Source organism: Ruegeria sp. BG3 (assembly GCF_056538485.1).
Genome location: NZ_JBQFTE010000001.1, coordinates 181,289 through 197,715 on the forward strand (window position 1 = coordinate 181,289; position 16,427 = coordinate 197,715).

A 16,427-nucleotide genomic window follows, 5' to 3' on the forward strand; every position below is an offset into this window, starting at 1 on the left:
TTAGTTGCCGGTCAGGGTGGCGACATTTGCAACCGGCGTCAGGCCCCCGGCGATCAGAGAGATCGACTTGGTCCACTGCGCATACGGTGCCTCGGTCACGTAGATTGTGTCATCGTCGCGGATCACGAAATCACGCGCAATGAACAGGCCATTGGGCGCGGTCAAGTTCAGCAGATAGATCATGCGCTGATCGCCCTGCAGATCGGAGCGTCCCATAACCTGGCGGGCGATGTCCTGACGTTCGCGGCGTAGGACGAAGATACCGGTTGGATCAGATGAGACGGATACCAAGCCGCCAACCTGAGCCAGAGCCTCAAGCGCTGACAGGTCCTGACTGTCGAAGGCGACGCGCGATTGCCCACCGGTTGCGCCAAGCGCGATATAGGAGCGGCTGTCTTCCTCGACCAGAATGCGGTCACCGCCGCGCAGCGCAACATCCAGCTTGGGATTTCGGAATAGGTCTTCGTACCAGACTGTCCCACGTTGATCGCCTCGGATCAGGGTGACCAGCGCGATATCGGAGGCCACTGAAACCCCTCCAGCCTGAGACAGCATACCAAGCAGAGTGCGGGTTGGTCTTTCGATTGGATAAATACCAGGAGCGCCGATGGTGCCAGTCAGCGAAACGGTCGACCCGTCTCCGGCAAGGCGGCGTACTTCGACCTGAGGGTCAGGAGTTTGCTCTTCCAACTCATCCGTGATCAACCCGCGCAACTCTTCCGGAGTGTTGCCGGCGGCACGCAAACGGCCCGCATAGGGGACGAAAATGAAGCCTTCACTATCGACCTGAACCTGTTCCAGCGCAGTCGAGGAACCGACTTCGCCAGCCAGCAGACCGTCATCGACGTTCTCCCAGATCGTCAGGCCCAAAACGTCACCTGGGCGCACAGTATCTGCGGTCAGCGATGGGGCTGAAGTAAAGGACGAAGAGAACCCAAACTGAGGCACGGATGACGTGGCCCGTGAAACGCGATCATCGACTTCCACCACAAACGCATTGCCGCCATTATTGACTGAGCCGGCCAGAATCTCGTTCTTGTTTGGGCCCGCTTTGGGCAACTGGCATGCACTCAGAATGACGAGTGAGGTCACAAGGGCGACCCCCCGTACCCAACGGATTGGAAAGCGATGCACTGCCGATAACCTCAGTTCTACTTGTTTTTCGGCAAACTACTCTTTTATCGCTACAACTTCCAGAGAAGGATGGCCGGGTCTACTCAACGATTTTCAACTGTGGCTCTGGGGTCGCGTCGTCGGACAGCAGGGCCTGATAGGGATCATCAGCCCTCAGCATCATGTCGACAGCGCGGCGTAGCAATTGTCGACGTCCGCGCCGAGAATAGTAGCCGCCCGGGACCTGACTGGTTTCCAGCAGAAACCGTCGATACAACTGGTAGGCCTCGATGTCGGGTAGTTCAGGGGCGGCGAAAAAACGGCTAACCTCCTGTTGCGACACAAGTTCCGGCTTATCATAGACCGCACGACCAAAAATCCGCAGGGGAATGCCACGCCACAGCACCTGCTGCCCGGCGGTCGAGTTGATGGTCACGGCCGAGTTGGCGTCGTCCAGCAGTTTCGCCAACTTGCCGCCGGGGACGTAATGCACCCGGCCTTTGATCCCGAGTCTGAGCGCCAAATCCCGAACACGTCGACGGAGGGGTTCACGGTGGTTCTCAAGCGGATGTTCCTTGATGACCAGATGATGATGTGCAGGGGCGCCTTTGGCGAAGCCCTCGATCATTTGCTCTAAAAAAGCGCACATCCCCGAATAGTCTGAATGGGACTGGACCGAACTGTCATGACCCAGTTGCAAAAGCACAAGGTGGTAAGGAAATGCCCCGCTACGTACCCGCGCCGTGGCCAGACTGCGTTGCAGCCGGTGGATTGGCATCAGCATCAGGCGTTTGAAATACAGGCGAAACTCTTTCGAGACTGGCAGCGCGCGGTGCGGTTTGAAATTGCGATATCGCCCGTTCAGAAACAGCACGAACCAGTGGTATAACGCGCCGTAGAAGATGTGTTGACGCATGTCCCCCCAATGCGACGGTGGCGGTGGGGATTGCGCGCCCGAATGCGACAGCGCCTGTGCCATCTGGTCCAGATCCAGAGACATCAGTCGTGAGTTGCCGTTTGAGCCGTCACGCTCATAGGTGACCCACCATGGGCGCAGGTAGCCTTCCTCGAACACATGCACGGTGATGCCTCGTGTCTTGGCGATCCTGACGGCGTTGGCGTGAATCGGGCGGGTGTCGCCGTAGAGAACGATGTCTGTCACTTGTTTCTCGGCGATCAGCGATTGCAGCACCTCGGGCCAGTGTTCTGGCGCGTCGCGATAGGGGATGTAACTTTTCCTATCGAACCAGAACGCCTGATCGCCTGAATTGAAGCCAACACGCCATGTTTGCGCCCCCGAGGCCCGTAGCATCCGGCCCAACGCGTTGAAAAACGGGCCATGCGGGCCTTGCAGGAACAGAAAGACCCGAGGGTCAGCGTGTTGTTCTGGGTGGTGCATCTGCGCGATTTAGCCAATATTCTTGTCGAGACTATGCCCGCCTTAGGATTTCTCGGCAAGGTTGGGCTTGCCGGGCGGCGCGGATCAGCTTACCTCGGCTCTGATAGTCTGAGACAGGGTAGAACGCGAGGGTTGACGGAATGTTTACAGGGATCGTGACCGATATCGGAACAGTGACCGAGCTGGACCAGCAAGGCGACCTGCGTGCGCGTATCCAGACGAGCTATGACACGGCCTCGATTGACATTGGCGCATCGATTGCAAGCGATGGCGTTTGTCTGACCGTGATTGCGCTGGGCGATGATTGGTATGACGTTCAGATCAGCGCCGAGACCGTCTCGAAAACCAACCTGAACAGCTGGGCGTTGGGCAAGCGTGTCAACCTTGAGCGGGCGTTGAAAGTTGGTGACGAACTGGGCGGTCACATCGTATCGGGACATGTGGATGGCGTCGCCGAAGTTGTCGATGTGCGCGACGAAGGCGACAGCACCCGCGTGACCTTGCGCGCGCCCAAGGATTTGGCGCGTTTCATTGCGCCCAAGGGCTCGGTTGCTTTGAATGGGACGTCTCTGACGGTGAATGATGTAGAGGGCTGCGATTTCGGCATCAACTTCATCCCTCACACCAAAGAGGTCACCACATGGGGAGATGTCGCCGTCGGGGATCGGGTGAATCTGGAAATCGACACTCTGGCCCGTTACGTCGCCCGCCTGGCCGAGACCGTCTGAGCGTTAGAATACGTCGCGTCTGAGCCAGCTCAGGCCGTTTGTGCTCTGGCTTTTGGATGCGGGGTGGTCTATCCCGCCTTGCAGAATTGCTCTTGTGAAAGGCTGCCCCATGAGCTTTGAAACCCCCGGCCCGGTCGAGGCCCAGCTGCGCGATGCGATCAGCCCGATCGAGGACATCATCGAAGAGGCCCGCGCAGGCCGGATGTATATCCTCGTTGATCACGAGGATCGCGAAAACGAAGGCGATCTGGTCATTGCCGCAGAATTTGCCGATGCCGAGGCGATCAATTTCATGGCTACCCATGGGCGCGGCTTGATCTGCCTGCCGATGACGGCTGAACGGGTCGAAGCACTGGCCCTGCCGATGATGGCGGTGAACAACTCTTCCCGCCATGAGACGGCGTTCACGGTTTCGATCGAAGCACGTGAGGGCGTGTCGACCGGTATTTCCGCCGCAGATCGCGCGCTGACCGTTGCAACTGCGATCAATGAACAGAACACGATGGCCCATATTGCAACACCGGGTCACATCTTCCCCTTGCGCGCCAAGCGGGGTGGGGTGCTGGTCCGCGCAGGCCACACCGAGGCTGCGGTGGATATCTCACGCCTGGCCGGATTGAACCCCTCGGGCGTGATCTGTGAGATCATGAAGCCCGACGGCACCATGGCCCGTCTGCCCGATCTCGTCGAGTTCGCCAAAACCCATGGCATGAAGATCGGTACGATCAGCGACCTGATCACCTACCGCTCGCGCAACGATAACCTCGTGGTCGAAACCTCGCGTGAGATGGTCTCGTCGGAATATGGTGGCGAATGGGAAATGCGCCTGTTCACCGATCAGCTTCACGGCATCGAACATGTCGTCATGATCAAAGGCGACATCACCACGCCCGAGCCTGTCCTGACCCGCACCCACGCGCTGCACGAAGCGCCGGATATCTTGGGCCTCGGTCCGAAGTCCTCTCGCGAATTGCCACGCGCAATGGAGAAGATCGCGGAAGAGGGCCGGGGGGTCGTCTGTCTGTTCCGCCAGCCGCGCAACTCTCTCTATGCGGCCGAAGATGAAGGCCCGCGGACCATCAAGCAAACCGGTCTGGGATCTCAGATCCTCTCCAAACTGGGCATTCAAGAGCTGGTCCTGCTGACCGACTCGCCCGAAACCGTATATCTGGGGCTGGACGCATTTGGGCTGTCCATCGTTGGCACCCGTCCGATCCTGAAGGAAGACTGATCATGGCTGAACAAGACAAACATGGCATTCTGCCGACCCCCAGCTTTGACAAGCCGGTGAAGCTGCTGATCGTCGCGGCGCCTTTCTACCGCGCGATTGCCGATAATCTGATCGCAGGCGCGAAGGCCGAGATCGAAGCGGCGGGCGGCACCTGCGAAGTCGTCGAAGTTCCCGGCGCGCTTGAGATCCCGACCGCCATCGCCATGGCCGACCGTCAGTGCAATTTCGACGGATATGTTGCGCTGGGCTGTGTCATTCGCGGCGAGACCACGCACTATGAAACCGTCTGCAACGATTCCAGCCGTGCGATCCAGCTGATGGGTCTGCAGGGTCTGTGCATCGGCAACGGCATCCTGACCGTCGAGAATGACGATCAGGCCGAAGTCCGCGCAAATCCCGAAAAGATGAATAAAGGTGGCGGAGCGGCCGCTGCGGCCTTGCATCTGATCGCACTCAGCCGTAAGTGGGGCTCTTCCAAAAAGGGCGTGGGCTTCAAGCCGCCGTCCGAGTCCATCCTTGTGGCGGGCGACAGCAACGGATCCACGACAGCATGACCCAGACAGACGCGCCGAAACCGGCCAACCAGAAACGCCTGATGAAATCCGCCGCTCGGCTTTATGCCGTGCAGGCACTGTTCCAGATGGAGCAATCGGGGCAGACGACCGAAGCGGTCGTGAATGAGTTTCTGGATCACCGGTTCGGCGCCGTCTATGAGGGCGAAGAAATGTTGGACGGCGACATCAGCGTCTTCCGGTCGCTGGTCGACAATGCAGTGAACTATCAGGCGCCGATCGACCAGATGACCGACCGTGCTCTGGTCGCCAAATGGCCAATCTCACGTATCGACCCAACCCTGCGGGCGCTGTTCCGTGCCGCCGGGGCCGAGCTGACGCAAAGCGATACGCCGCCCAAAGTGGTTATCACCGAGTTCGTCGACGTCGCGCGTGCCTTCTTCCCTGAAGGCAAAGAGCCGAAATTCGTCAACGCCGTGCTGGATCACATGGCCCGTGAGGCTAAGCCCGAGGCATTCTGACGCCTTTACTCGAACCAAACATGCGCTAACCTGAATGTCATAGCGCAATGAGGTTCGCCATGCCCAAACTGATCCGCCTGTATATCACGCAAGTCGCCTGGGGTTTCGTTATCTCGGCCGTGTTTGTAGGGGTGCTTCTGGCATTTAATGTGGCAAACCTCCGTCATTTGATCACCAGCTCGGAAATCGGTCTGGTCGCTCTTGCGATGATCTGGTTCATGAACGGGATCGTGTTTGCCGGTGTCCAGTTCGGTTACAAGATCATGAGCATGGCAGAAAAGCCCGGCGGCCCACGTCGCGGCTCGCCTGTGGTGGACAGCTTCAAGCCGGCATTGGCCAAGCAGGAAGCCCGCGCAGAGCGCTGAATTTCAGGGAAAATGCGGCGGGACCACCAGTCAACCGTGCGGTGTGATTCCCGAGGACCTGTATGTACAGGTGGGCGCCAGGTAATCAGGCCAGGACCTGAACAGAGCCAGCCCCCTCGGAATTGCTTAAGGCCACCAGAATGCTACCAGTCACAAGAAGGGCAGAACCCGCCAAGCGCCTACGTAGGGCGTCCGGCGGGTTTACACAAGGGGTCAGGCATCAACAGTTTCGTGCAGCGCTGTACGCATCTTGCCGAAATGCTCATCCCAGCCATTGTCGAGCGCAAGAATCAGGTCAAACGCATCCGCGCCCTGAGGCAGGCCTTCATGTTGAAGGCTGAGCTTCGTACCGCCTGCGACGGGGGTCAACGTCCATTTGACTAGACTGACCGCGTCTCCCATTGGTTTCACAGTGAATGTGTATTCAAGATATTCAGGGGCACGTGCTTCCCGTACCTCGCCCCAGATCAGCAGATCGCCGCTGGTGGTTCCGAACATTTGCAGTTTGCTTCCCTTGGTCAGCGTGCGTTCCGGCTTGTGAAACCACTCTGCCAACCGTTCGGGCTCAGTCAGATAGGCCCAGACGGCATCTGGATCGGCCCGTAGAAAAATCGTTTTTTGCAATACGGCATTCGTCATTCTTTTTTCCTTTCAATAGCTTCCTTAAGAGAGTTGAGGCGTTCATCCCAGAACTGGTCAAAGTAGCTGAGCCAATCCAAGATCGGGGCCATGCCCTGTGGTTCAATGCGGTTGATGCGTTCTCTGCCGCGTGCTTCCACCGTAATAAGCCCGCCATCAGACAAGACCGTCAGGTGCTTTTTGACGGCAGCCCTCGTCATGTCGAACCGGTTCGTCAGCTGCCCGATCGTCATGTCCTGCGAGGCAAGCAGTTTGATGATGTCCCGACGGGTTGGGTCTGCCAGCGCACGGAACGCGTTTTGGGTAAGGGTTTGCATTTGTCGCCTCGGTAAAGATACCATTTGGTACCATATTAATGAGATACCATTTGGTATCATGTCAAGTGTTGAGGGAAGGCTTTACATTTGTTCACTAATTGTTCACATTTTCAGCATGACACTGGATTTACAGCCCGGACAGAAACTTGCGCGCGGCGTCGCGCGCCATCTCACCGCCCACGGTTTTGTTTCCGTTGAAGAATTTGTGCCGGCGCGCGGGCTGCGCGTTGATGTGATGGGGCTAGGTCCAAAGGGCGAGCTTTGGGTGATCGAGTGCAAATCCAGCCGTGCCGACTATCAGTCAGATTCGAAGTGGCAAGGCTATCTGGAGTGGTGCGATCGATTCTTTTGGGCTGTCGATACCGAGTTCCCAACGGATCTTTTGCCTCAGGAAACCGGTCTGATCATCGCTGACGCCTACGATGCCGAGATCATTCGCATGGCACCCGAGGACAAGATGCCTCCGGCCCGGCGTAAGAAGATGATCCAGAAATTCGCGACCGATGCAGCGCGTCGATTGCAGGCGCTGCGCGATCCGCGGTTGTGACGCACTTCAGCCTTTGACGGCCAGGGCAGCCTGTGCGGCGGCACGCAGCTCGTCTGCGATCTCTTCGGCTTCCTCGGGATCGAAATCCATCGGAATCTCAAGGCCATCTGCCTCGATAAACAGACGTACCATACCCTGATCGGTAGGGCCGATCTGAAGGTTGGCCTGAATGTCGCGTTCGGTGTTGATACCCATACTCGCCTCCGGGGACTGAGCGTTCCTGCTAGCGCGCACGGGGTTGAGAATCAAGCGGCCTTTGCGCTCTGATACGGTATGCAGAATGTAAGCATCAGACCCTTTCAGCCCCAGGATGCGCCTTGGTTGGTTGAGCGTCACGGAACCCTCTATGCCCGCGATGAGGGGTTTGATGACAGCTTCGCCCCGCTGGTCGCACGTATTCTGGATGGATTTATCGCCGATCATGACCCAGCGTGTGAGAAGGGCTGGATCGCCGAGACAGAAGGCCAAAGACTGGGGAGTATCTTTTGCGTCAAACTGGACGCGCAGACCGCAAAACTGCGCCTGTTTCTTCTGGTACCCGAGGCACGCGGTCTGGGGCTGGGAAAGCGGCTTCTTGGCACTTGCATGGGCTTTGCCAAGGCAGCGGGATACCAGGAAATGCAGCTCTGGACGCATGAAAGCCACAAGGCCGCCTGCGCCTTATACCGGTCCACGGGATGGCAGTTGGTGGACAGCAAGCCGGTGCGTTCTTTTGGTGTCGATCTTGTCGAACAAAGCTGGAAAATTCGGCTTTAATCCTCTTGCATTCCCGTGGCGTGTTCGGTAAATCGCCCCTCACAAGTGCCGCCTTAGCTCAGTTGGTTAGAGCGCTGGATTGTGGATCCAGAGGTCCCCTGTTCAAGCCAGGGAGGCGGTACCATTTCCCAAATTTTCGAACAAAAAAACCGCGCTGTAAGCGCGGCGTAGAGTGTTTGATTTTGATGCTCAGGCGCGCTGGAGATCAGCGCGCCAGGTTCAGCCGCAACTTCATCTTGCTTTTCCGAGCGGCGGGTAGGTGCCTGTTCAGTCGCTTGTTGACCAGTCCAAAGCCCCAGATGATGACCAGCGTCAGCAGGATGAAATAGAAGGCCAGAATCGGATAGGGGATGAACGGGTTGAAGGTCTTGTCCGCGAAATAGCTGGCGTAATACAATGCGTCTCCGCGCTGCTGCCAGGCCGGAAAGGCCGAGAAAAAGACCAGCGTTGTCGCGTGGAACAGAAAGATCGCCTCGTTAGTGTAGGCGGGCCAAGCCAGTCGCAGCATGGTCGGCCAGACAATCCGGCGGAAGCGGGCCCAGCCGGTCATGCCATAGGCATCTGCGGCCTCGATGTCACCCTTGGGGATCGAGCGAAGGGCGCCATAGAAGATCTCACCCGTATAAGCGGCTGTGTTGAGGAAAAGCACGATCAGCGCCCCCAACCAGGCCGACGTCAGGGCGTCGAACATCGGATAGGGCTTCTTCAGCGACAGGAAGAAGAAATAGGCAAAAAAGAACTGGATGAACAGCGGAGACCCTCTGAACAGAAAGATGAACCATTCCGAGGGTTTGCGCAGCCATTTGTTCGGAGATGCCTTGCCGACGGCCAGCGCGGTGGCCAGGAAGAAGCCAGTCGCCAGGGCCATGATGCCGAAATAGACATTCCAGATCATGCCCGAGCCGATCAGCGTGAACTGTTCGCACAGGGTGAAGTCCGATTTGGGTAAAAGGCGTTCGCCAAGCCCGACAGAGCGCAGGGCGTAGTCCTGAATCGTCTGGATGCAGCTCATGCCGTCGTCTCCTTGCGCAGCAGCTCTCCGCCGGATGTGGCCTGACCGTGGGACAGGCGGCGCATCAGCTTTTCAAGCACGATTTCCGAGACGCGGGTCATGCCGAGATAGAAGATCAGCAGGAACAGGAAGTACCACATGCGCCAGTCGCCATGAGGGTAGTCGGTAAAGCGTGACGTCTTGGTGCCGCCCAACTCACGCGCCCAATAGACGATGTCTTCGATGCCCAGCAGGAACAGAAGCGGGGTGGCCTTGATCAGCACCATCCACAGGTTGGACAGGCCGGGCAGGGCGTAGACCCACATCTGCGGTACCAGAATGCGCCAGAATGTTTGGCGGCGGGTCATGCCATAGGCCTCGGCCGTTTCAAGCTGAGCATGCGGCACGGCGCGCATACCGCCAAAAAGAACGTTGGCAGCAAACGCGCCAAAGACGATGGAAAAGGTGACAACTGCCAGGAAGAACCCATAGGTCTCGTGAACCCATTCCGGGGCGCTGCCCAAGGGCAGTTTGGCAGCCTGACAGACGATGAAATCATTACCTTGACGGACCGGATCTGTCCATTCGGGACACATGACTTGGTGGCGCGTCCACTCGAAGGCCTGATCCAGAGCGATGACGAAAAACAGGAAAAACGCGATGTCCGGAACGCCGCGCACGATGGCGATGTAACCTTTGCCCAGCCAGCTGAGCGGCGCGACATGTGACCTGGCTGCCATCGCGCCCGCAAAGCCAAAGCTCAGCGCGACCGGAGCGGTCACGGCCAGTAGGCCAAGTACCTTGAGGAAGGACAGGTAGAACGACCAATGCACGCCGTTGGTCAAATAGCAGGAAAACCAGCGGAACGTGCCCAGCGTGTCGGGATCAGCGCAATAGGAAAACATGTGGCGTCTTTCGAACGTCAATTCCGGCGCAAGGCCGGGGCAGGTTCGGCGCAATCAAAACGCCGAACCTTTTAATGCAGATCAGTTGGAAACGACAGAACCGTCGGCGTTGTAGGTCGGAACGCCTTCACCGAACCATTTGACGATCAGTTCGTTCAACGAACCATCCGCTTTCATCGAAGTGATCGCTTCGTCGAACTTGCCGCGCAGTTCGCCGTCGGATTCACGGATACCCAGGCCGATACCGCCGCCCAACGGAACGTCATCGCCTACGAAGACCAGCTCACCAGCCGATTCTTCGACGATCGGCACAAGGAAGTCCTTGTCGGCAAACACGGCGTCTGCTTCACCGTTGCGCACGGCTGCGATGGTTTCTTCGGGGGTCGCGAACTCGACCAGAGTCGCGCCGGATTCAGCTACGTGACCCGCTTGAATGGTTGCAGTCTGAGCCGCAACGATGCCGCCGCCTACGTCAACTCCGTCCGATGCGCCAACATAGGCCGACGCCGCAGGAGGGAAGTAGTTTTGAGTGAAATCAATAACTTCATCACGCTCGTCGGTGATCGACATGCCTGCGATGATGGTGTCGTAGTTACCCGAGACCAGGTTCGGAATGATCGAGTCCCAGTCGTTCTTGACCCACTCGCATTCCAGGTTTGCGCGCTTACACAGCTCGTCGCCCACTTCACGCTCGAACCCGTCGATTTCGCCGGCATCATTGATGAAGTTGTACGGAGGATAGGCGCCCTCGGTGCCCATGCGGACGGTGTCGGCCAAGGCGATACCGGCGGTCAGCGCCAGTGCTGCGGTGGACAGAATCAGGTTTTTCATTGGTTACTCCCCAGTTTGGTTCTGTTTCTGAAACTTATGCCGCCTGAGTGGCGGAAAGAAAGCCCCGAAGCCGTTCGGATTCAGGCGCGGTAAAGATATCCTCGGCGCTGCCTTCTTCTTCGATCCGGCCCTGATGCAGGAACACCACGTGGCTTGAGATATCGGCGGCCATCTTCATGTCATGGGTCACGATGATCATCGTCCGGCCTTCGGCGGCGAGATCCTTGATCACCTTGATCACTTCCTGCTCCAGCTCGGGGTCGAGTGCCGAGGTGGGTTCGTCGAACAGCAGTGCTTCGGGTTCCATGCACAGGCCGCGTGCGATGGCCGCGCGCTGTTGCTGACCACCGGACAGTTGCGCAGGGTAGACATCGCATTTGTCGCCGATGCCGACCTTTTCCAGATATTTGCGCGCGCTGTCTTCCACTTCGGCTTTGTCACGGCCCAAAACGGTTACCGGGGCCTCCATGACATTTTGCAAAATGGTCATATGCGCCCACAGATTGAACTGCTGGAACACCATCGACAGGTTGGTGCGAATGCGCAGGACCTGTTTGGGATCGGCAGGTCGGCGAGCGCTGCCCGAGCCGCTCCATTTGACGGGTTCGCCCTTGAACTTGATTTCCCCCTGCTGGCTGTCTTCCAGAAGGTTGCAGCACCGAAGCAAGGTGGATTTCCCCGAGCCGGAGGACCCGATGAGCGAGACCACATCGCCGCGTTTCGCGGTGATATCCACGCCCTTGAGCACCTCGAGATTACCGAAGCTTTTGTGAAGGTCCTTGATCTCGATTACGGCAGAGGCGTCTGTCACGGAAGCTCCAGTCATGAGTGGTGTTGGTGCGGTAATAGGGCGGAAAATCCGGCGCAATGCAATGCGCAAAACACAGATTCGAGCGGGGAATCAATCAAAATGACCAAAGGTCGTGATCAAATTGGTTAGCTGCTGCGCAACTGTGCTTCGGGCGAAGGCGCAGTTGGAATGGCGAGGTACGCGCTTGCGGGAATTTTGATCAACCCACGGATGCGCAGCTTGCCTCGATCCTCATCTGCCAGATCATCAATGGCGGCCTGAACCGCGCGTGCGATCCGAGGCGCATCCTGAGATTTCGACGTGATATAGGGCAGCCCGGGGGTTGGTTCCGTTTCGGCAACGTCGCGCAATGCGTCTCCCAGATCGGTATGCTCCTTAAGAAGCTCCCGGGTCAGCGCGTCGAGCGCGGCGAAATCGCTCATGCCCTCGGCCACGGATTGGGCCGAATTGGCATGCGCTCCGGTCCGCCGTAGGTGCTTCGGTGCAAGCCCCATCTGGGACAAATGCGTGATCGGAGCGGACCAGCCGGATTGAGAGAGAGGTTCGTTATAGGCAAAGACCCCGTCCGTCAGCTCCGCCAGACTGCGCGGATCATCGGCGCGGGCGACAAAGACAGATCTGTAGTGACCCTCTGGGCAGCCGGGCAGACCATAGTCCGGCGTGCCGATCAGCTGCACAACTTCATGAAGCTGCGTTCTGTAGGGCATACCACAGGTTTGGGCAAAGATCAGATCGGGATCACGCCAGATGTCCCAGAAATCGCGGGACCGCTCCAGACTGGCAGGGCCGAACCCCAAATGCGTCCTGATCAGATCCCAGAAGCGATCATTGAAGGCGCGCAACGCGGGCATGTCATACATGCCCAGCATCGCTTTCACGCGTTGGCTGCCTTCTGACGGGCGAGGGCTGAATCCACATCGCTGACACCCAATAGGCTGACGACAAGGCGCAGCAGCGAATCCTCTTCGCCAGTCCTTTGCCCATCTGCGAGGGCGACCGACCACATGGCCTGAACAACAGCCAGCCTGTCATCGTAGGCGACGGCCCCTTTGATCGCGCGGGTGAAGCGGACGGTATCGGGGGCCTCGGCCTCAAGGTCTTCGGCGCGGGCGCGCAGGCCTGCAGCTTCGAAAGGCGAGAGGCCATAGCGTTCGACCGAGACCTTGTCGATTCGGGCCATTTCCGAGTCGGCGTAGTCATTGTCGGACCGGGCGATGCGCACCAAAAGCGCCGTCAGCGCCAGGCGGGCGTCGTCTTCGGCCAGAGGGTCGGGGTCAGGCTGTGTTAGCCGGGACAGAAAATCACGAAACATGAGACAGATATAGAGGCAGGTTAGTGAGCTTCCAAGCGACTTTGCACCCGTTCACGGGCGGATTTGCTGTCATTGAAGCTGAGTCCCATCGCCATGCGGGCCTCTTCAACGATCTTGACCTCACCCTCATCCGTGTCGCCATCGGCCAGCACCACCTCCCACAACGCGTCCAGCGCGGCGAGGCGTTCGTTTAGGTCGGTGGTTTCGCGGATCAGTTTGCCGAACGTGTCGGTTTCCGGGGCTGCTGCGTGCAGTTTCTCGCAGGTGGCACGAACTTTGGCGGCCTCGATCGCGTTGTGCTGATAGAGGCGGGCCAGAATGCGATCAATCAGGCTGATCTCTTCCAGTTTGTAGTCCCGGTCCGCTTGCGCAACACGCACCATCAATGCACCCAGCGCCAGTTCGGCGTCGGGGTCGGGCAGGTGTTCTGTCTGTGGCGGTCGAAACGCTTGGAAGAATTTTTTCAACATGAGGCCAATCTAATCCATATTTTGTGGCGCGCCAAGTTGAGACTACTCGTCATAGCCCTCAATGATCACAAGATCGCCGAGCGAGACAGGATCGCGCAGCGCTTTGGCCTTTTGGTAGCCTTCGCTTTCGTAACAGGCGAGGGCCTGTTTGTAGCTGGGAAACTCGATCACAACCGTTCTTGCCCGCGCTGCGCCTTCTCTGACTTCGCGCGAACCGCCGCGCACTAGAAAGCGAGCGCCGTAGGCGGAGAAGGGTTCAGCATTCGCTGCGATGTAGTTCTTGTATGTCTCCATATCTTCGACATCGACATGGGCCACCCAGTAGCCTTTGCTCATGCAAATCTCCCGTATCGGTTTAGGGCAAGGTACGAAGTTTGCGTAAAAAATTTCAAGCTGCGCCTATCCGGCGTAGTCGATGGCCTGACGCGCCTGTTCGGTTAGCCACGCAATCATCTGGCGATAGGGCACCGGGCCGTAGCTGATACGCGCCACGCCGAGCTTGGCGAGAGTCGCTGAATCCGGCGTGCCTGGCAGAGCGATGATGTTGACCGGTAACTCGGTGGCCTCACAGAGCCGTCGGATCATGGCCTCATCTTTCAGGCCCGGGGCAAAGAACCCGCTGGCTCCTGCGAATTGGAAGGCCGAAGCGCGGGCTATGGCATCTTCAAGCATCGTAGAATCATGCGTGTCGGCCGGTGCTTTCAGGAAGATGTCCGTGCGGGCGTTGATATAGGCGGGAATACCGGCCGCGTCGCAGGCCTTGCGCATCGCTTCGATTCGCGCGGCTTGATCAGGGATGCTGTGAAGGCCGTCTCCGCCGACGATCTGATCTTCGAAGTTGAAGCCAACAACACCGCAATCCAAAGCACGTTTCGTATTGTCGGTGACGCCAGCAGGATCGACGGCATAGGCGCCTTCAAAGTCCAGCGTGACGGGCAGATCAACGGCGCTGACGATACGCCTTGCGTTGTCCAGCGCGGCCTCCAGCGGGATGTGTTGACCGTCTGCATATCCTTGCGCCATTGCTACCGGAGCGCTACCCGTCGCGATCGCCTGCGCGCCTGCATCGCGCACTGCAGCGGCGCTGCCTGCGTCCCAGATGTTGAACAGGATAACCGGATCGCCTTTGACATGCAGGCGCGTGAAGGTTTCAGCACGTTGGGCTTGGGTCGTCATGGGTATCTCCTGTCGAAACTCGTTCAACAGTTAATCCCATGACGCCAGAATCCTAAGCGCTTAATTGTGTCGGTACATCACGTTGCAGCGACTGGATCAGACCAATCGAGAGCTGTCCTTGGCCGCGCGCACGAAGTCGCGGAACAAGGGATGTGGGTCAAACGGCTTGGATTTCAGTTCGGGGTGATACTGAACGCCGATGAACCACGGATGATCCGACCATTCGACAATCTCGGGCAGGCGGCCGTCGGGGGACATGCCCGAGAAGTTCAGGCCCGCTTTTTCAAGCTGCTCGCGATATTTGATGTCGACCTCATAGCGGTGACGGTGGCGTTCCTCGATCTGGGTGCCACCATAGACATTCGCAACTTTCGAGCCTTCGGCAAGAACCGCGTTATAGGCCCCAAGGCGCATGGTGCCGCCCTTGTCGTCGCCCACTTTGCGTTCCACCTTGTGATTGCCCTGAACCCATTCCTTAAGGTGATACACCACCGGCTCAAACCGTTTCTTGCCGGCCTCGTGGTCGAATTCTTCCGAGCCCGCCTCGGTGATACCAGCCGCGTTGCGCGCGGCTTCAATCACGGCCATCTGCATGCCAAGACAGATGCCCAGATACGGCACCTTGTGCTCGCGCGCGTATTGCGCGGCTTTGATCTTGCCCTCGGTACCACGTTCGCCAAAGCCACCGGGAACGAGGATGGCGTGGTAACCTTCCAGATAAGGGGCGGCATCTTCGTGGTCGAAGACCTCGGCATCGACCCACTCGATCTTGACCCTGACGCGGTTCGCCATGCCGCCATGGGTCAGCGCCTCGGCAATCGACTTATAGGCGTCTTCAAGCTGGGTGTATTTGCCCACAATCGCGACCTTCACCTCGCCTTCGGCGTTGTGGATGCGGTCGCTCACGTCCTCCCATTTGGCCAGGTCGGGTTTGGGGGCAGGGCTGATCTGGAACGCGTCCAGAACCGCCTGATCCAAACCTTCCTTATGATAGGCCAGAGGCGCGTCGTAGATGGTGGACAGGTCCTGCGCCGCAATCACGCTATCGGGGCGCACATTGCAGAACAGGGCTAGCTTTTCGCGCTCTTTTGTGGGAATCGGCCCTTCGGACCGGCAAACTAGAATATCGGGGGCCAGGCCGATCGAGCGCAGCTCTTTCACCGAGTGCTGGGTCGGTTTGGTTTTCAGCTCACCCGAGGCTTTGATATAAGGCAGTAGCGTCAGGTGCATAAAGATACACTGACCGCGCGGCTTGTCCTGGCTAAACTGACGGATGGCTTCAAAGAAGGGCAGGCCTTCGATATCGCCCACGGTGCCGCCGATCTCACACAGCATGAAATCGACCTCATCCTCACCGATCGCGATGAAGTCTTTGATCTCGTTGGTGACGTGTGGGATCACCTGAATGGTCTTGCCGAGGTAATCTCCGCGGCGTTCTTTCTCCAACACGTTGGAATAGATCCGCCCCGAGCTGACCGAGTCGGTCTTGCGCGCGGCCACACCGGTGAAGCGTTCATAGTGACCAAGGTCCAGGTCGGTTTCGGCGCCATCATCGGTGACGAAAACCTCACCATGCTCGAAAGGCGACATGGTGCCAGGGTCGACGTTCAGATAGGGGTCCAGCTTGCGTAGACGCACCGAGTATCCCCGGGCCTGCAACAGCGATCCCAGAGCCGCCGAAGCCAGTCCTTTACCCAAGGACGAAACCACACCACCAGTGATGAAAATAAAACGCGCCATGTTTTTTCGGCTGCTCCCGTGAGACGTCAAAATCAGCTGCCCGACGGTTCCGAAAAACCGCTG

22 protein-coding genes and 1 tRNA gene are annotated in these 16,427 nt (G+C 58.3%); 8 read left to right on the forward strand and 15 right to left on the reverse strand.

Annotated elements, in window-relative coordinates; all coding sequences use genetic code 11:
* Both ACR0AI_RS00885 and ACR0AI_RS00890 read right to left on the reverse strand, forming a co-directional pair.
* Window positions 1-1,134 carry a polysaccharide biosynthesis/export family protein gene (locus tag ACR0AI_RS00885; RefSeq protein ID WP_170689843.1) on the reverse strand — a complete coding sequence of 378 codons (1,134 nt, stop codon included), beginning with the start codon at window positions 1,132-1,134 and terminating at the stop codon, window positions 1-3.
* A gap of 79 nt (window positions 1,135-1,213) precedes the next feature.
* On the reverse strand, window positions 1,214-2,512 hold the full coding sequence (locus tag ACR0AI_RS00890) for a capsule biosynthesis protein (protein WP_480671341.1): 1,299 nt from the start codon (window positions 2,510-2,512) through the stop codon (window positions 1,214-1,216).
* Between the two features lie 140 nt (window positions 2,513-2,652).
* Between ACR0AI_RS00890 and ACR0AI_RS00895 the strand changes: the two genes are divergently transcribed.
* From ACR0AI_RS00895 to ACR0AI_RS00915, 5 genes are all read left to right on the forward strand, one after another.
* Complete coding sequence (locus ACR0AI_RS00895; protein WP_170551668.1) at window positions 2,653-3,240, forward strand: riboflavin synthase; 588 nt, start codon at window positions 2,653-2,655, stop codon at window positions 3,238-3,240.
* A gap of 109 nt (window positions 3,241-3,349) precedes the next feature.
* Window positions 3,350-4,471, forward strand: a complete 1,122-nt coding sequence (ribB, locus tag ACR0AI_RS00900) for a 3,4-dihydroxy-2-butanone-4-phosphate synthase (protein WP_480671339.1) — start codon at window positions 3,350-3,352, stop codon at window positions 4,469-4,471.
* Between the two features lie 2 nt (window positions 4,472-4,473).
* Window positions 4,474-5,025 carry a 6,7-dimethyl-8-ribityllumazine synthase gene (locus ACR0AI_RS00905; RefSeq protein WP_170704593.1) on the forward strand — a complete coding sequence of 184 codons (552 nt, stop codon included), beginning with the start codon at window positions 4,474-4,476 and terminating at the stop codon, window positions 5,023-5,025.
* Window positions 5,022-5,504: a transcription antitermination factor NusB gene (gene nusB, locus ACR0AI_RS00910; RefSeq protein WP_480565182.1), complete on the forward strand. Its 483-nt coding sequence runs from the start codon at window positions 5,022-5,024 to the stop codon at window positions 5,502-5,504. Before ACR0AI_RS00905 ends, nusB begins: the two co-directional genes overlap by 4 nt.
* Before the next feature lie 59 nt (window positions 5,505-5,563).
* Complete coding sequence (locus tag ACR0AI_RS00915; RefSeq protein ID WP_170478268.1) at window positions 5,564-5,869, forward strand: hypothetical protein; 306 nt, start codon at window positions 5,564-5,566, stop codon at window positions 5,867-5,869.
* Between the two features lie 213 nt (window positions 5,870-6,082).
* Here the strand turns inward: ACR0AI_RS00915 and ACR0AI_RS00920 are convergent, their stop codons facing one another.
* Window positions 6,083-6,508, reverse strand: a complete 426-nt coding sequence (locus ACR0AI_RS00920) for an SRPBCC family protein (protein WP_480671336.1) — start codon at window positions 6,506-6,508, stop codon at window positions 6,083-6,085.
* Window positions 6,505-6,825: an ArsR/SmtB family transcription factor gene (locus ACR0AI_RS00925; protein WP_170376274.1), complete on the reverse strand. Its 321-nt coding sequence runs from the start codon at window positions 6,823-6,825 to the stop codon at window positions 6,505-6,507. Before ACR0AI_RS00925 ends, ACR0AI_RS00920 begins: the two co-directional genes overlap by 4 nt.
* A gap of 115 nt (window positions 6,826-6,940) precedes the next feature.
* Here ACR0AI_RS00925 and ACR0AI_RS00930 point away from each other — a divergent pair, with 115 nt between their 5' ends.
* Window positions 6,941-7,372, forward strand: coding sequence for an MmcB family DNA repair protein (locus ACR0AI_RS00930; RefSeq protein WP_480671334.1), 432 nt, complete (start codon window positions 6,941-6,943; stop codon window positions 7,370-7,372).
* Window positions 7,373-7,378: 6 nt separating this feature from the next.
* Here the strand turns inward: ACR0AI_RS00930 and ACR0AI_RS00935 are convergent, their stop codons facing one another.
* Window positions 7,379-7,567, reverse strand: coding sequence for a DUF6324 family protein (locus ACR0AI_RS00935; RefSeq protein ID WP_170376278.1), 189 nt, complete (start codon window positions 7,565-7,567; stop codon window positions 7,379-7,381).
* A gap of 78 nt (window positions 7,568-7,645) precedes the next feature.
* Here ACR0AI_RS00935 and ACR0AI_RS00940 point away from each other — a divergent pair, with 78 nt between their 5' ends.
* Both ACR0AI_RS00940 and ACR0AI_RS00945 read left to right on the forward strand, forming a co-directional pair.
* Entirely contained in the window at window positions 7,646-8,128 is a 483-nt protein-coding gene (locus ACR0AI_RS00940) for an N-acetyltransferase family protein (protein ID WP_480671333.1), read from the forward strand.
* Window positions 8,129-8,175: 47 nt separating this feature from the next.
* Window positions 8,176-8,252 (forward strand) — tRNA-His (locus tag ACR0AI_RS00945).
* Between the two features lie 81 nt (window positions 8,253-8,333).
* Here the strand turns inward: ACR0AI_RS00945 and ACR0AI_RS00950 are convergent.
* From ACR0AI_RS00950 to ACR0AI_RS00995, 10 genes are all read right to left on the reverse strand, one after another.
* A complete protein-coding gene (locus tag ACR0AI_RS00950; protein WP_170470205.1) occupies window positions 8,334-9,140 on the reverse strand; it encodes an ABC transporter permease in 807 nt (268 codons plus the stop codon).
* A complete protein-coding gene (locus ACR0AI_RS00955) occupies window positions 9,137-10,024 on the reverse strand; it encodes an ABC transporter permease (RefSeq protein ID WP_170376284.1) in 888 nt (295 codons plus the stop codon). The genes ACR0AI_RS00950 and ACR0AI_RS00955 overlap by 4 nt, the downstream gene beginning before the upstream one ends.
* Before the next feature lie 81 nt (window positions 10,025-10,105).
* On the reverse strand, window positions 10,106-10,855 hold the full coding sequence (locus ACR0AI_RS00960) for a transporter substrate-binding domain-containing protein (RefSeq protein ID WP_480565197.1): 750 nt from the start codon (window positions 10,853-10,855) through the stop codon (window positions 10,106-10,108).
* A gap of 34 nt (window positions 10,856-10,889) precedes the next feature.
* The gene (locus tag ACR0AI_RS00965; RefSeq protein WP_480565200.1) at window positions 10,890-11,666 is read right to left on the reverse strand and encodes an ABC transporter ATP-binding protein; all 777 of its coding nucleotides are present in this window, start codon (window positions 11,664-11,666) and stop codon (window positions 10,890-10,892) included.
* A gap of 125 nt (window positions 11,667-11,791) precedes the next feature.
* Window positions 11,792-12,535 carry a phosphate/phosphite/phosphonate ABC transporter substrate-binding protein gene (locus ACR0AI_RS00970; protein ID WP_480671646.1) on the reverse strand — a complete coding sequence of 248 codons (744 nt, stop codon included), beginning with the start codon at window positions 12,533-12,535 and terminating at the stop codon, window positions 11,792-11,794.
* A 5-nt stretch (window positions 12,536-12,540) separates the two neighbouring features.
* Window positions 12,541-12,978 carry a tellurite resistance TerB family protein gene (locus ACR0AI_RS00975; protein ID WP_480671330.1) on the reverse strand — a complete coding sequence of 146 codons (438 nt, stop codon included), beginning with the start codon at window positions 12,976-12,978 and terminating at the stop codon, window positions 12,541-12,543.
* Window positions 12,979-12,998: 20 nt separating this feature from the next.
* Window positions 12,999-13,448, reverse strand: a complete 450-nt coding sequence (locus tag ACR0AI_RS00980) for a tellurite resistance TerB family protein (RefSeq protein ID WP_480671328.1) — start codon at window positions 13,446-13,448, stop codon at window positions 12,999-13,001.
* A gap of 42 nt (window positions 13,449-13,490) precedes the next feature.
* Window positions 13,491-13,784: a DUF1330 domain-containing protein gene (locus tag ACR0AI_RS00985; RefSeq protein WP_480671326.1), complete on the reverse strand. Its 294-nt coding sequence runs from the start codon at window positions 13,782-13,784 to the stop codon at window positions 13,491-13,493.
* 63 nt (window positions 13,785-13,847) lie between these two features.
* A complete protein-coding gene (locus ACR0AI_RS00990; RefSeq protein WP_480671324.1) occupies window positions 13,848-14,624 on the reverse strand; it encodes an isocitrate lyase/PEP mutase family protein in 777 nt (258 codons plus the stop codon).
* A 96-nt stretch (window positions 14,625-14,720) separates the two neighbouring features.
* Window positions 14,721-16,364 carry a CTP synthase gene (locus ACR0AI_RS00995; protein ID WP_170487733.1) on the reverse strand — a complete coding sequence of 548 codons (1,644 nt, stop codon included), beginning with the start codon at window positions 16,362-16,364 and terminating at the stop codon, window positions 14,721-14,723.
* Window positions 16,365-16,427 lie beyond the last annotated feature (63 nt).